Consider the following 14,191-nt stretch of genomic DNA (forward strand, 5'->3'; position numbering starts at 1 on the left):
AAACAGGCAATAAAAATGCCTGCCAGATAAAATAGGGATGGTAAAGATTGCAGCCCAAAATCAGACATTCTATGAATACTTTAATTGACCTTTAAATTATTCATTTTTTTGACATATTATGATGATTTTTACCGCTATACCTCAAAAAAACAATGAAGAGATCAATAATTAAGAATATTTTAATTCGTAAATCTCAAATTTTAATTTATACTTCGTAATTTTATCATGTTTTTTAAACGTTTGGATTACCATAGATAACCACTAACTGTAATGCAAAGCATATCGGAATGTTAGATATGATTTTAAGCATATTTTAATATTAAACTTTGTTAAAAGTGATTGATTCTTTAACAAAAAGTATATTTTTGCACAATTATTGATTTAGTCTATTGATTTTGAAAATAATTTAAACGAAATAAATAATTATAAACTTTTAAAAATTTAAAATTATGTCACAATCGTACGAGGTTATTTTCGAAAACAACAAAAAATGGGTAGAATCCAAAGTAGCTGAAGACCCAAACTTCTTTCAGGAACTTGCAAAAACTCAGCACCCTGAATTCCTTTACATTGGATGTTCAGATAGCAGAGCTACAGCAGAAGAACTGATGGGAGCAAAACCAGGGGAAGTATTTGTTCACAGAAACATTGCTAATGTTGTCAATACTTTAGATATGAGTTCCACAGCCGTTATTCAATATGCTGTAGAACATCTGAAAGTAAAACACATTATTGTTTGCGGACATTACAACTGTGGCGGTGTAAAAGCAGCGATGACCCCTCAGGATTTAGGATTATTGAATCCATGGCTGAGAAACATTCGTGATGTTTACAGACTGCATCAAGCAGAACTGGATTCTATTGAGGACGAAAGCAAACGTTATGACAGACTTGTAGAGCTTAATGTTCAGGAGCAGTGCATCAACGTAATTAAAATGGCCTGTGTACAGGAGAGATATATCCTGGAAGAGCAACCAATTGTACACGGCTGGGTATTTGACCTTAGAACAGGTAAAATCATTGATCTGGAGATTGATTTTGAGAAAACCTTAAAAGACATTCAAAAGATCTACAATCTTACAAGTTCTGATTGGGTAATGAGCAGAAAGACCAAATAGTTTTTCTAAAAAGAATGTAAAATGAAATTCTGGAGTATTATTGTATTAACGTTTTTTCTGAATTTTACAGCGCTGCCGAGCATTGCTGCGGTTGCGGGCTGGGATATTGCAAGAACGAATATTATAATCAATGAAGAAGAACCTCATTCTCACCCATCCTCTTTTATTGTTTACGAAAAGACTATTCCGAAACCTTTAGATGTATTCGATTATCTGAAATTTTCAGAACCTGATGTTCAGGGTGTGTCTTTTGTACTGATTGATGATTCTTTTCATCTTTCACCTTTACTTACTATATTTTCTCCCCCTCCGGAAGCGTAACTTCTATAGTTAGATTTTTTGATACCATTTCCATATCATTTTTTTGATATCGGATACCCACGTATTTAAAATTAATTTTTTTTCAACTTCTTGTAATTGACTTATTTAAAAACAAATAAGCCGGTTATATTTTACAGCTTCACATTATGAAAAAGACATCATTAATAGGAGGAATCAAGGAGAATTTTCCTTCAGGACTCGTGGTATTTTTAGTAGCACTTCCGTTGTGTTTAGGAATTGCTTTAGCATCAGGTGCTCCCCCATTGTCCGGTATTATTTCCGGTATTGTAGGCGGCCTGGTAGTAGGAACAATCAGTAATTCAAATATTTCAGTTTCCGGGCCTGCAGCAGGTTTAACGGCCATCGTTTTAACAGCTATAACAGATCTTGGCGCATTTGAGCTTTTCCTTTGTGCAGGGATCATTGCAGGACTTATCCAATTGGTTTTAGGATTTGTAAGAGCCGGAAGTATATCCAACTATTTCCCGAATAACGTGATTGAAGGAATGCTTGCTGCCATAGGAATTATTATTATTTTAAAACAGATTCCACACGCATTAGGATTCGATAAAGATTATGAAGGTCATGAATCTATTTTTGATAATGGACTGAACTTCGGATATTTTACAGAATTATTTGGAGCGATCCACCCGGGAGCTATCGTTGTTACTTTGGTTTCTGTAGCAATTCTTATTGCATGGGACAAAATCCACGTTCTGAAAAGGATGAAAATGCTACCGGGAGCTTTGGTTGCCGTAATCGCAGGTATCCTTTTGAACCAACTTTTTAAGATGTCCGGAAGCTCACTGGCTATCGAAACCCAACATTTGGTTTCATTACCGGTGCCTCAGTCTTTTGATGATTTTAAAAATCTAATTACAACTCCTGACCTTAATGGCTTTACCAATCCTAAAGTCTGGATCGTAGGAGCAACAATTGCTATTGTAGCATCTATTGAAACCCTGCTTTGTATTGAAGCATCAGACCGGTTAGACAGACAGAAAAGAATTACAGATACCAACCTTGAGTTGAAAGCACAGGGAATAGGGAATCTTATCAGTTCTTTTATTGGCGGTCTTCCAATGACGTCTGTTGTGGTAAGAAGTTCTGCTAATGCTAATGCGGGGGCAACCTCAAAAATATCAAGTATTATTCACGGGGTATTTTTATTGATCTGTGTACTTTCCATTCCTGTTGTATTAAATTTAATTCCATTGGCTACTCTGGCTGCGGTATTAATTTTAGTAGGATATAAACTTGCAAAGCCGGCTACATTTAAACATTTCTGGCATTTAGGAAAATTCCAGTTTATACCATTTGTGGCAACGGTTGCAGCTGTAGTGGCAACAGATTTATTAAAAGGAGTAGGAATTGGTCTTGCAATCTCCGTTTTCTATATTCTTCAGGGAAATATGAAACGAGCTTATTATCTGAGCAGAGAGCGATTAGATGATGCGGATGGGATCAATATAAAACTGGCTGAAGAAGTTTCTTTTTTAAATAAAGCAGCGATCAAAAAAACACTTAAAAACATAAAACCAAACTCAATAGTTATCATTGATGCCAGAAGTACATCCTATATTGCAACAGATGTACTGGAAATGATCCAGGAATTTGCCAATATTCGTGCAAAGGAACAGGATATCAATGTTGAACTTTTAGGCTTCAAAACTTCATACCGAGATTACGAAAGAAGTGAGGACTCTCATATTTTAGTTACACATAAAAGAGCCATGTAATCTCAACCATCAATTAATTTTTTTAACTTTAAATTCGAAAATAATAAATAATATGAAAGCACATACATACGAAACACAGTCTACTATCACTCCTGAGAAAGCATTGGAATTCTTAAAAGAAGGAAACCAGAGATTTGTAAACAATCTTAAAGCCAACAGAGATCTTCTTGAGCAAGTGAATGCTACCCGTGAGGGACAATGGCCATTTGCCGTAGTTTTAAGCTGTATAGACAGCCGTACTTCTGCAGAGCTTATCTTTGACCAGGGATTAGGAGACGTTTTCAGTATCAGAATTGCTGGTAATTTTGTTAACCAAGACATTCTTGGATCTATGGAATTTGGTTGTAATGTAGCCGGTTCCAAACTTATTGTAGTATTAGGACACACGAAATGCGGAGCATTGAAAGGAGGTCTTGACGCGGCACAAATTGAAGGATTGGGAATGGATAACCTGAACCACCTGATCAATCACTTCAACCCTATCATCAATGATATCATTGAGGAGAATGAAGAACGTTCATCAAAAAACAGTGCTCTTCTGGAAAGACTTAACCAACAAAACGTAAGAAGTGCTATTGAAGACATCCGTAAGCAAAGCTCAACACTTAAAAACCTTGAAGCAGAAGGTAAAATTAAAATTGTTGGAGCCAATTATGATGTTGAAACAGGTGCTGTAACGTGGTTATAAGAAATAAACTCATTAAATTTCAATTATAATTTTACAGAAAATGCCACCGGAATCCGGTGGCATTTATTTTTTATTGTTTTTTGCTCTAAATCAAGTAAAGAATAAACTCATTCATGAGCTAAAATGACAAAAACAATCAAATATTTCATTTCAAAGAGAGTTAGTTTTTATTACTACAAATTAATTATATATTCGTACAATTGAGAGATTACATTTCAAAAATATGATGACAAATTGAAAAGAATATGATTTTTCCAAAAGCAAAAAAAATAGCCAAAGATCTTGGCTGGTATAAAACAAGAAACAGGGTATTTGGGCTCTACAAAGGGTATTTTTTCAACGTTTCAGACGCAAGCATCATACACACTCCACAATACAAATATGTATCGGTAACAACCGGCGATTTAACGAATGAACAAAAACAACAAATCAAAACAGAATTATCTAAAAATAAAAAAAAATTAAAATTTACCATCTTCGAAATCAGAGAAAACAGTATTTTTTTCAAATTCACTGAAAACATCATCATTACTAAGCTCAGTACAGTTTATGCTCTCTTTGACTTCTTAGCTGACCTACTAAAAAAACTAAATATACCAGAGCAACAAAAATGTCATAGTTGCGAAGCGAATCAAAGAATTAATTATTATAACCTTAACGATACTGGTATCATCCTTTGTGATCACTGTTTTAAACAGACAGATGATAAATTCTACGAAATTGAAGTGAAAAGAATTTCAAACGAAAAAAACTATCTGACAGGATTTTTAGGTTCCATTGTTTTTTCAATTCCGGCTATTATACTTTGGATCTTACTCGCAGTATATTTAGGAGGAATTTCTTCAGGTATGGCATTTGCAATTGCCCTTCTTAGTTTTTTAGGTTATAATTATTTCAAGGGATTTCATGGAAAATTTACAAGATTAATTATCTTCTTCACAAACATTATAAGCATATTTACAGCAAATGTATTAACTGTCATTGCTTTGCTAATAAAACAGGGCTTCACTATTAATCAGGCAATATTGGAGTTTGAAACAAATCCTGCAGCCAATGAAATATTTATGCAGAATATCATAGTATCTTTTTTATTATCAATTATTGCCTGGATTTGGATATTATTTATCCGGAAAGATGATAAATTAATCATAAAACCTGCAGAAAAATTTTAGAAATAAAATAAATGACTGTCTAAAAATAAGGCAGTCTTCAATATTGTAAAACTATTCCCTGATCTAAATTGGAAATTATTTCCCGTTAAAGGCCGACATCGTATTATTCAAACCTGCAAAAACAAAAGATAGGCTAGCCTTGGCAAAGGTTTCAATTCTCTCTGTAAGCTTTTCTGATTCTTCTTCATTCCAGGTTCCCAATACATAATCTACCTGTCTTCCGGCAGAAAAATCTGCAGAGATCCCAAAACGCAGTCTTGCATAATTTTGAGTCTGCAATACTTCATTGATATTTTTAAGCCCATTATGACCTGCATCAGACCCTTTTCCTTTCAATCTTAAGGTTCCGAAAGGAAGGGCAAGATCATCCGTAACGATCAGTACATTTTCCAAAGGAATATTTTCTTTCTGCATCCAGTATTTCACAGCATTTCCGGAAAGATTCATGTAGGTATCCGGCTTAAGAACAAAAACCTTTCTTCCTTTATGTTTTCCTTCTGCCAGCCAGCCAAAATTGGAGGTATTGAATGATACTTCAAGGGTTTCCGCTATTTTTTCGGCTACTTTAAAGCCTATATTATGTCGTGTATTTTCATATTCTGAGCCTTTGTTACCAAGCCCGACAATTAAATATTTCATCAGAAATTTTTTGCAAAATTAAGGGATAAAAAATAAAAAACTCAATCTTAGGAAAGATTGAGTTTGAATATTGTAAAAAAATTCTTCTATTGTGGTTTATAGATGTAATTAACACCGTATCCTTTTGTCATATAAGTCTGAGGATCATAGACATAATTGGTACTCAATACAATTGGAGTTGGTATAGGAGTAGTAAGATCCGTTAATGATACTCTCTTTGGGTTATTAGGTGAAAAAAGATGGCTTTCACCATAACTATTTGTAGATATAATTCTTGAAATTTTATACGCTGTTGGCAATAGTGTGAATGGACTGATCTGATTATCATAAGCATAAAAATCAAAACCGTACTTTTCAACAGGAGGTTGAAAAACATCACCATTAGCACCAGTCAGCTGCCCAATAAAGTTTACAGCTCTGGAAACATTATCTCCAATATAGGTAAAACCTGTTCTCGAATATTCAGTAAATTTAAATTGAGTTCCAGCGATATCAATACCACTCTTCCCTATTATAGAATCAAGCTTTGCTGAAGCAGCAACATATTTAAATTCATACTGTTTTTTTTCTTTTCCTAAAAGAGTCTGCGGACCCGGAGTTGTTGCTGGTGGTACAGGTGGCGGTCTTCTAAAAATAGAACGGTTTTCAGAAATTTTATCTAATCTACCTCCATTTCCATAAGTAAATAGCTGAGTATAAGACACACTATCTTTATCAAGCTCACCATCATCATCTAAATCTAAGAAACCGTTGAAGTTAATCTGGCTGATTTTATCACCACTGTACATAATATTAGTTATTGAAGCACTGTCTGTGATTACTTTAGTCACAAGAAGTCCGCTGTACTGATATTCTGCAATAGTATCTTTATCTGTGATTTCTCTGTATAATGCTCTCGGACCGCTTAATCCGTTTGTATTGTTAAGATCCAACAATGGATTCCCATCCTCATCCAGTAAACTCTTGCAGGAATGTATTGAGGAAAAACCTGCGATTAGTAAAATAAAATAGAAAATTTGTTTCATTTCCTTGTAATTGATTATTTTTTTTGACAAATATAATTTTTTTTTGCCTAAAAATTGTATTATTATTTATATTCCGGTAAGATTAATGACTATATTTCTCCTATAAATTTTTATAGGTAAAAGTCATGTTCTGATTTTTTTCTACAACCACATATCCCTGATTGTCATAAGAATAACTTTGAGCTGTATTAACAGGAGCAGCTGGTGATGGCAATTCTATAAACATTGAAGTAGGATTGTTCGGAGATATTTTGTAGAAATTAACCGGACTGATCAGGCTTCGTGTGATGAAATAGACTGATGGAAGTGTAGAATACGGGCTTTTCTGAGCATCATAGTTTTGAAAGCTATACTTGCTTACTACTGCTGTTGTCATATTCGGATTTCCGTTGATATCTAATAATCCTTTGGAGCAAACCACCTGAATAACATTGTTTCCGTTATACACAAAGCTATAGTCTATAAATCTGTTATAAGCACTGATTCCTCCCTCTTTTCTTTTCTCAAGAATTTTGGTAAGCTTACTGGTTACAGAATCATAGGTAAATGCATAATCACTTACTACAGATGCAGACGGAGTAGCTCCTGTTGCTGTAGAAGTTGCATTGTAAATCTTTTTACCGGTATCATCCGGAACAATATTAAATTCATAGACAAGGCTTGAAGAAGCAGTGCTTACGTATTTAATTTTAGTAATATTCTTGCTGGTATACGTTACTGTTCCTGTAAAATAAGCACCTCCGGAAGCAAACTCATCTTTAGACACTGCAGTTTGTAAATCTCCACTCACTGCTATGGTAGTATATTCTTCCTGAGAAACATTATTGGAACTAACCTTTGCTAAAACTCTTTTAGGAGGTGGTCCATCATCCGGATTGGGAATAGATTCCGTGGGATCTGAGGTAGTATTACATGCTGTCAGCAGCCCAAGAAAAGCAATACCGGCAAACATTTTAAAAAAATAGTTTTTTACCATATAGAATTTTTTTAGCTTGTCCAAATATAATTCAATTTTTAATAATACACTTTACTTTATATGAACAAATTCACAAGAAATAGACTTAATAATCAAAAAAAATCTAAAAACATAACGTTTTTAGATTTCTAAATATTGTATTATTATGAAAATTAATAAGGCTGCAATATCGATGTTGTTAAAACAGACTGTGACATATCGCTATTAAGGAAGGTTGTATTCACAGCTGTTCCTACCCCAAGTGTTGATCCGGAAATTGCTCTTTTTGTACAGGCTACTTTAACTTTGTAGTCATTTTTAGGGGGAAGATTAGTAAGCGTTGCATTCAGATTAAAGATTTTATAGGCTCCGGGATCTCCAAGCAACACATCTGTTCTTACCGCTTTCAACTGATCATCTACAAAAACCCCACAAGCAAAGCTGGCAGAACTGGCTCCCGTTTTTTGTACCGTTGTTTGAAACGAAAAAGTAGCTTTATTTGTTTGATTAGTCACAGAGAAACTATCTATTGTGCCTGTCAGTACAGACCAGTCTGTTGTAAGAGCTGCTCCTTCATTATAAGGGTTTGTTGATCCATTATTCCCGGAAAAACTCACTCCGGTCTTATCTGCGACCGTATTAATAGAAAACACAGACATACTTCCCTGTCCATCAGCAATTTTTATTGCTTTCCAGTCATTGATATTTAAACCTGTATTATTATGCAAAATATCCCCTGCTGTTCCGGCAGATCCTCTCAGGACATCTGTACCTCCCGTTCTTAATTCTTTTCTGATATTAAGATCTCCGTTCACATCCAGCATATTAGTTGGATTTGGAGTATTAATACCCACTTGCGCGGTTGCGGCAACAGTTAACAGAAGTGATGTTACGAATAGTATTTTTTTCATGATCTGCTTAGTTTATAATGTTGTTAAACACTTGAGGAACTTCATATACATCTACCTTAAGAGATGACTGTGAGATAAATCCATTAATATTAGTATATACATTGGTTCCTATTGTAAGAGTATTACCAGAAGCCCCATAAGACCCTAATCTTGTACAGGCAACATCTACGGAATGGTTTCCTGTGCCAAGGTTATCTACAATCCCGATCTGGGTATGGGTAAGAAAAGGATATGAAGTGGTGATCGCCTTTAAATTTCTTTGTCTCAGGTTCACTAGTCTACCGTCTACAAAAATACCGCAGGCATAATCTATTGAAGTATCTGCCGCTGTACCTGCTGCTCCAAAATCTGCCTGAACAACTGTTTCAAATTGAAAGTAAGCTTTACTTTGAGAACTGAATACGCTGATCGTTTTTGAAAGACCATCTATTTTTTTAAAATTCGGAAGGGTGCTCAATTCTTTTCCTTTGGTAAAAGTAGCCCCTCTTGAAGCGAAACCTACTGTAGAATCATCAGAGGATGTAAATGAGGTTCCTACTTTATCTGAAAAGGAGTTGTTGTAGATCAGATAAAATTTATTCGGTTCATATTCAGGAATACGAAGTGATTTCCAGATAGGAGGAAAGCCTTCTCCCCTGGAAACCAGAAGCTGATCATTATTTCCTTGGAATATCGTATTATCAGCAGTATTATAAACACCGATTTTGTTTCTGAAGTTGATATCTCCGTTTACGTCAAGTTTTGCTTTTGGAGCATCTGTTTTTATACCTACTTGAGCACTTAACAAAAGTCCCGTCGTAAAAAGCAGAGTTGATAATAGTTTTTTCATCATTAGTTATTTTTATAGCTCACGTATTCGATAACGTCCATTTTCATAGTAGATTCCAGAGTAAATGCACTGGATACTCCACTTGAAGTCTGTACATTACGTCCTATTGCAAATTCTGAAGTAGAATTTGATGTATCAATCTTTCGGCATGCAATTTCAATATTGTGAACTCCTATGGGAACATTTTGTTCGGTATAATTAAGGGTGAAGATATAATCCTGAAGACCGTTTTTTCCGGTGTTATTATTAGAAGCAATTCTATCCGGGCGCACAGCTACCAACAATCCATTTCTGAAAACACCACAGGTAAACCTCACACTTTCTATAGTAGTAGATGACTGTGCTTTCATTTCAATCCCTGTCTGAAACTGATAGGTGATTCTGTTTTTTCCGTTTTTGATGGTGAAGGTATTTTTAAGGCCATCAATCGTCTTCCAGTTTCCTTTAGCTACATCAGTGACATTATCTCCCACTTTGTTTGTGTAGATGTTATCACCAGCAACACCATTTGAAAGCGATATAACACCTGCTTGATCCGACGACAGATAAGAATTGATCAGCTTATACTGCCCCTCTTCCATAAAGGAAACATTCAAAGATTTCCACACAGGAGGCAAACCCTCACCCTGAGAAACCAAAACCTGGCCGTTTAACCCGGCATTTCCAACCTGAGTTGAAGTTCCGCCTATTCTAAGTTCTTTTCTTAAGGTGGTTTTTCCATTCACATCTAGAATAGATTTCGGTTTCGCAGTACCGATGCCCACCTGTGCGTTGGCATAGAAAGAAAGAAATCCAGCCGCGCAGCAATATATAATTTTTTTCATAATAAGGACTGCAAAGGTACGCAATGAAGCCCTTAAAATTCCAGTTATACATCCATAAACCTATAGAAATAAACGCATTACACAATAGAATTAATCACACGTAAAAGTAGAATTATTACTACATAACTCCACTTTTCATACAGTAAAAAAACAAACTAATGCCCCAAACCCTTACTGTTCGGGGATTTACAGGATATTTTTAATCATTAAAAAGTGACTTCAGCCCCCTCAAAAAGGGCTTAATTCTCTTAAGCTTGAATATTAGTGAATAAAAACATGATAACAATCACAAAAAAAGCGCACAAAAATTAAGATTTCTATGCGCTTTTTATATTTATCACGATTTTATTTACAATAAATAAAATTTATAATTTAATTATGTTCAATAATAGCCTTCAGAAGCATATTCACCTCATCCACATTTTTCACCCTTTCTTTTCTCATCATCAGTTGATTACCTTCTTTCCCGGACTTCTCTTTAAGCTGAGCTTCAGCAGGATTTCGGGTTAAATAATTAATGATATGCCTGAATCTATCCGTCTGATAAAATTTATCCTGAGGGTTTCCAGGGAAGTATCCAAGGAACACCCCGTTTTTCATAACAATCTTTTCAAAGCCAATATCTGCAGCCAGCCACTTCAGTGACACACTCTTCAAAAGATTTACTGCTTCATTTGGCAATGCACCAAAACGATCAATCAATTCAAGTTCAAACTGGTGAAGATCTGTCTCATTAGTAATTTCTGCAATTTTCTGATACAGCAATAATCTTTCTTCCGTATTGGAGATGTAGAAATCTGGTAACATCAATTCTAAATCTGTATCAATATTAACATCTTTCACAGATTTAAACAGTTTCTGTCTGTCTTCTTCATTATCAAACAGTTTTTCAAAATCAGCATCATCTTTCAATTCTTCCAATGCCTCCTGCATCAGTTTCTGATAAGTTTCAAACCCCATCTCATTGATAAATCCGCTCTGTTCAGCACCCAGAAGATCTCCTGCACCTCGAATTTCAAGGTCTTTCATTGCAATCTGGAAACCGCTTCCCAAATCAGAAAACTGTTCAATAGCCTCCAGACGCTTTCTTGCATCAGAAGTCATCATATCATAAGGAGGAGTGATCAGATAACAGAATGCTTTTCTGTTGCTACGCCCCACCCTTCCTCTCATCTGGTGAAGATCTGCCATACCAAATCTTTGTGCATCATTGATGAAAATAGTATTGGCATTGGGAACATCTACTCCACTTTCTACAATAGTAGTGGAAACAAGAACATCATATTTTCCTTCCATAAAATCCAAAACATTCTTTTCCAGCTGCTTTCCTTCCATCTGCCCATGCCCTGTTATTACTCTTGCATCCGGGACCAACCTCTGAATAAGTCCGGCAATATCTTTCAGATTTTCAATTCTGTTATTGATAAAATAAACCTGACCATCTCTCTGAAGTTCGTAAGAAACCGCATCACGAAGTATTTCCTCACTGAATCCAATCAACTGCGTATCTACAGGCTGCCTGTTGGGCGGTGGTGTTTTGATGACAGACAAATCCCTGGCAGCCATTAAAGAGAACTGTAAAGTCCTTGGAATAGGCGTTGCTGTCAGGGTAAGCGTATCCACATTATTTTTAAGTGTTTTCAGTTTATCCTTTACTGAAACGCCAAACTTATGTTCTTCATCAATAATCAATAAGCCCAGATCTTTAAACTTCACCGAACTGCTTGCCAGCTGGTGTGTTCCAATGATGATATCTACTTTTCCATTCTTCAGAGCATCTAAAGTCTCGGATTTTTGTTTAGCTGTCCTGAATCTGTTGACATAAGCAACATTGACAGGAAAATCTTTCAGTCTTTCTTTAAAACTTCTGTAATGCTGAAAAGCAAGGATAGTGGTAGGAACCAATACAGCAACCTGCTTACCGTCTGTTGCCGCTTTAAATGCCGCACGGATTGCAACTTCCGTTTTACCGAAACCTACATCACCACAAACAAGCCTGTCCATAACGGTATCAGCTTCCATATCTTTTTTCACATCTATTGTAGCTTTTTCCTGATCCGGAGTATCTTCATAGATAAAGCTGGCCTCCAATTCGTTCTGCAGATAAGAATCTGGCGTATAAGCAAAGCCTTTTGCCGTTTTTCTCTGCGCATATAATTGAATAAGGTCAAAAGCAATCTGTTTTACCTTAGCTTTTGTTTTCTGTTTTAATGATTTCCAGGTCGGAGAACCGAGCTTACTCAACACGACCTCCCTTCCATCCGGTCCATTATATTTCGAGATCTTATGCAAAGAGTGAATACTTACATATAATAAGTCTCCATTTTTATAGGTAAGTTTAAAACATTCCTGAATCTTACCATCGTTATTTACTTTTACAAGTCCCATAAACTTTCCGATTCCATGATCAATATGAGCAATATAATCCCCTATTTTCAATGACATCAAATCCTTCAGAGTAAGCTGCTCAGATTTTGCAAAAGTATTTTTCGCTTTATATCTCTGATAACGGTCAAAAATCTGATGATCAGTATAAACCAGCAATTTGTGCCCATTATCTACAAATCCTTCATGAAGTTCAGACTTAAAACTTTTAAAAGGAAGCTCATGTTCAAGTTCCTCAAAAATAGACTCAAGTCTTTCTTTCTGCTTTTCCGTTGAAAAAGAAATCCAGGTATCGAATCCGTTATTTTGCTTTTCTTCGATATCTTCAATCAGCAGTTCGAAGTTTTTATGGAAAGATGGTTGTGGGATCTGTTCCATTTTGACTTCTGTAATCTCTTTCAAGCCTTCAATAGCTGCTCCTCCAAAATCAACCGTTTTAAATTTTTTATAATCAAATAAAAATTCCTGGTCTGAAATAAAAAGTTCCTGTGGCGTTCTGTGGGCAATATCTTTATTTAAAGTGTCATATTTTTCCAGAGACCTTTCATAGAATGACCTGATCTTCTGCATTCCTATCATTCCATTCTTGGAAATTACAAAACTTTCCTGCGGCAATAATTGCAGCAATGACACCCTGCTTCCTGTAACAGAGAAGTTCATGTTGGAAACAAGCTGAAAGTCTTTTACTTTATCTACCGAAAGCTGAGTTTCAATATCAAAGGTTTTAATACTTTCCACTTCATTCCCAAAGAAGGTAATTCTGTAAGGTTTTTCGTTTGAAAAAGAAAATACATCCACAATACCTCCTCTTACTGAAAACTCTCCCGGTTCTGAAACAAAATCAGCCTGCTGGAAATGATAGTGATTGAGTAATTCGTCTACAAAATCAAAGTCCAGCTGATCACCTACTTTTATATGATGAGAGATCGCTTTAAAATCTTCTTTTTTTAAAACTTTTTCAGACAAAGCTCCGGCATAGGCCACAATGACTTTCGGAGATCTTCCGGAATTTATTTTATTGAGAACTTCAGTTCTTAAAACCAGATTGGCATTTTGTGTTTTTTCTACCTGATAAGGTTCAAGATGGGTCGCAGGAAAATACAGTACCTTATCTTTACCCAGAAGGTCTTCCATTTCCGTATTGGCATACAATGCATCCTCTTTATCATCTACCAGGTAAAGAATATTTTTCTTTTGAACCAAAAAAAGTTCAGCCACAAAAATAGAAACTGAAGATCCGGCACTTCCTTTTACGGCAATATGCTGACTGTTTTCTAACTGCGTGAAAATTTCTTTCCCGAACTCTTTCTGCATCAGATCTGGAAGAAACTTTTCGTTGATGGATTTTAATTGCATAAATAGTATTGGTATAAACGACAAAAGCGATTTCGGGAGTTTTCCGAAACCGTTTATTGCCTTACAAAGGTACGGATATTTTTTTTCTTCCTCCGAAAGAATGAAAAACTTCTAGTTTAAAATGAATGACTTAGCTTCATAAATCTTAATTTTTTACAATTTTATTTAAGAACCTGTTAAAAAAATTCACTTATCCTCCCATGGCACAGTGTTTGGGACTTCCAGCTTA

At 35.4% G+C, this 14,191-nt stretch carries 12 protein-coding genes; 5 read left to right on the forward strand and 7 right to left on the reverse strand.

What is annotated here, in order from left to right; all coding sequences use genetic code 11:
* The first annotated feature begins 449 nt into the window (after positions 1-449).
* From ACM6F9_RS12540 to ACM6F9_RS12560, 5 genes are all read left to right on the forward strand, one after another.
* A complete protein-coding gene (locus ACM6F9_RS12540; protein WP_414846028.1) occupies positions 450-1,118 on the forward strand; it encodes a carbonic anhydrase in 669 nt (222 codons plus the stop codon).
* Between the two features lie 21 nt (positions 1,119-1,139).
* A complete protein-coding gene (locus ACM6F9_RS12545; RefSeq protein WP_089692794.1) occupies positions 1,140-1,439 on the forward strand; it encodes a hypothetical protein in 300 nt (99 codons plus the stop codon).
* A gap of 146 nt (positions 1,440-1,585) precedes the next feature.
* Positions 1,586-3,178: a SulP family inorganic anion transporter gene (locus ACM6F9_RS12550; protein WP_414846029.1), complete on the forward strand. Its 1,593-nt coding sequence runs from the start codon at positions 1,586-1,588 to the stop codon at positions 3,176-3,178.
* Positions 3,179-3,230: 52 nt separating this feature from the next.
* Positions 3,231-3,866, forward strand: a complete 636-nt coding sequence (locus ACM6F9_RS12555) for a carbonic anhydrase (RefSeq protein WP_414846030.1) — start codon at positions 3,231-3,233, stop codon at positions 3,864-3,866.
* 245 nt (positions 3,867-4,111) lie between these two features.
* Positions 4,112-5,038 carry a hypothetical protein gene (locus ACM6F9_RS12560; protein WP_414846031.1) on the forward strand — a complete coding sequence of 309 codons (927 nt, stop codon included), beginning with the start codon at positions 4,112-4,114 and terminating at the stop codon, positions 5,036-5,038.
* A 75-nt stretch (positions 5,039-5,113) separates the two neighbouring features.
* On the opposite strand, the gene pth is transcribed toward ACM6F9_RS12560, so the two are convergent.
* From pth to mfd, 7 genes are all read right to left on the reverse strand, one after another.
* The gene (gene pth / locus ACM6F9_RS12565) at positions 5,114-5,677 is read right to left on the reverse strand and encodes an aminoacyl-tRNA hydrolase (RefSeq protein WP_414846032.1); all 564 of its coding nucleotides are present in this window, start codon (positions 5,675-5,677) and stop codon (positions 5,114-5,116) included.
* A gap of 86 nt (positions 5,678-5,763) precedes the next feature.
* On the reverse strand, positions 5,764-6,702 hold the full coding sequence (locus tag ACM6F9_RS12570) for a hypothetical protein (RefSeq protein WP_414846033.1): 939 nt from the start codon (positions 6,700-6,702) through the stop codon (positions 5,764-5,766).
* Between the two features lie 100 nt (positions 6,703-6,802).
* Positions 6,803-7,678 carry a hypothetical protein gene (locus ACM6F9_RS12575; protein WP_414846034.1) on the reverse strand — a complete coding sequence of 292 codons (876 nt, stop codon included), beginning with the start codon at positions 7,676-7,678 and terminating at the stop codon, positions 6,803-6,805.
* Positions 7,679-7,830: 152 nt separating this feature from the next.
* Entirely contained in the window at positions 7,831-8,568 is a 738-nt protein-coding gene (locus tag ACM6F9_RS12580; RefSeq protein ID WP_414846035.1) for a hypothetical protein, read from the reverse strand.
* A gap of 7 nt (positions 8,569-8,575) precedes the next feature.
* Complete coding sequence (locus ACM6F9_RS12585) at positions 8,576-9,397, reverse strand: hypothetical protein (RefSeq protein WP_414846036.1); 822 nt, start codon at positions 9,395-9,397, stop codon at positions 8,576-8,578.
* 2 nt (positions 9,398-9,399) lie between these two features.
* Positions 9,400-10,221: a hypothetical protein gene (locus tag ACM6F9_RS12590; RefSeq protein WP_414846037.1), complete on the reverse strand. Its 822-nt coding sequence runs from the start codon at positions 10,219-10,221 to the stop codon at positions 9,400-9,402.
* 372 nt (positions 10,222-10,593) lie between these two features.
* A complete protein-coding gene (gene mfd, locus ACM6F9_RS12595) occupies positions 10,594-13,962 on the reverse strand; it encodes a transcription-repair coupling factor (protein ID WP_414846038.1) in 3,369 nt (1,122 codons plus the stop codon).
* Positions 13,963-14,191: the final 229 nt, after the last annotated feature.

Origin of the sequence: Chryseobacterium sp. IT-36CA2 (assembly GCF_949767875.1) — a bacterium.
GTDB lineage: Bacteria > Bacteroidota > Bacteroidia > Flavobacteriales > Weeksellaceae > Chryseobacterium.

Coding starts and splice junctions, on each gene's coding strand:
- ACM6F9_RS12540 (WP_414846028.1), top strand. CDS start 450: ATGTCACAATCGTACGAGGTTATTTTCGAAAACAACAAAAAATGGGTA.
- ACM6F9_RS12545 (WP_089692794.1), top strand. CDS start 1,140: ATGAAATTCTGGAGTATTATTGTATTAACGTTTTTTCTGAATTTTACA.
- ACM6F9_RS12550 (WP_414846029.1), top strand. CDS start 1,586: ATGAAAAAGACATCATTAATAGGAGGAATCAAGGAGAATTTTCCTTCA.
- ACM6F9_RS12555 (WP_414846030.1), top strand. CDS start 3,231: ATGAAAGCACATACATACGAAACACAGTCTACTATCACTCCTGAGAAA.
- ACM6F9_RS12560 (WP_414846031.1), top strand. CDS start 4,112: ATGATTTTTCCAAAAGCAAAAAAAATAGCCAAAGATCTTGGCTGGTAT.
- pth (WP_414846032.1), bottom strand. CDS start 5,677: ATGAAATATTTAATTGTCGGGCTTGGTAACAAAGGCTCAGAATATGAA.
- ACM6F9_RS12570 (WP_414846033.1), bottom strand. CDS start 6,702: ATGAAACAAATTTTCTATTTTATTTTACTAATCGCAGGTTTTTCCTCA.
- ACM6F9_RS12575 (WP_414846034.1), bottom strand. CDS start 7,678: ATGGTAAAAAACTATTTTTTTAAAATGTTTGCCGGTATTGCTTTTCTT.
- ACM6F9_RS12580 (WP_414846035.1), bottom strand. CDS start 8,568: ATGAAAAAAATACTATTCGTAACATCACTTCTGTTAACTGTTGCCGCA.
- ACM6F9_RS12585 (WP_414846036.1), bottom strand. CDS start 9,397: ATGAAAAAACTATTATCAACTCTGCTTTTTACGACGGGACTTTTGTTA.
- ACM6F9_RS12590 (WP_414846037.1), bottom strand. CDS start 10,221: ATGAAAAAAATTATATATTGCTGCGCGGCTGGATTTCTTTCTTTCTAT.
- mfd (WP_414846038.1), bottom strand. CDS start 13,962: ATGCAATTAAAATCCATCAACGAAAAGTTTCTTCCAGATCTGATGCAG.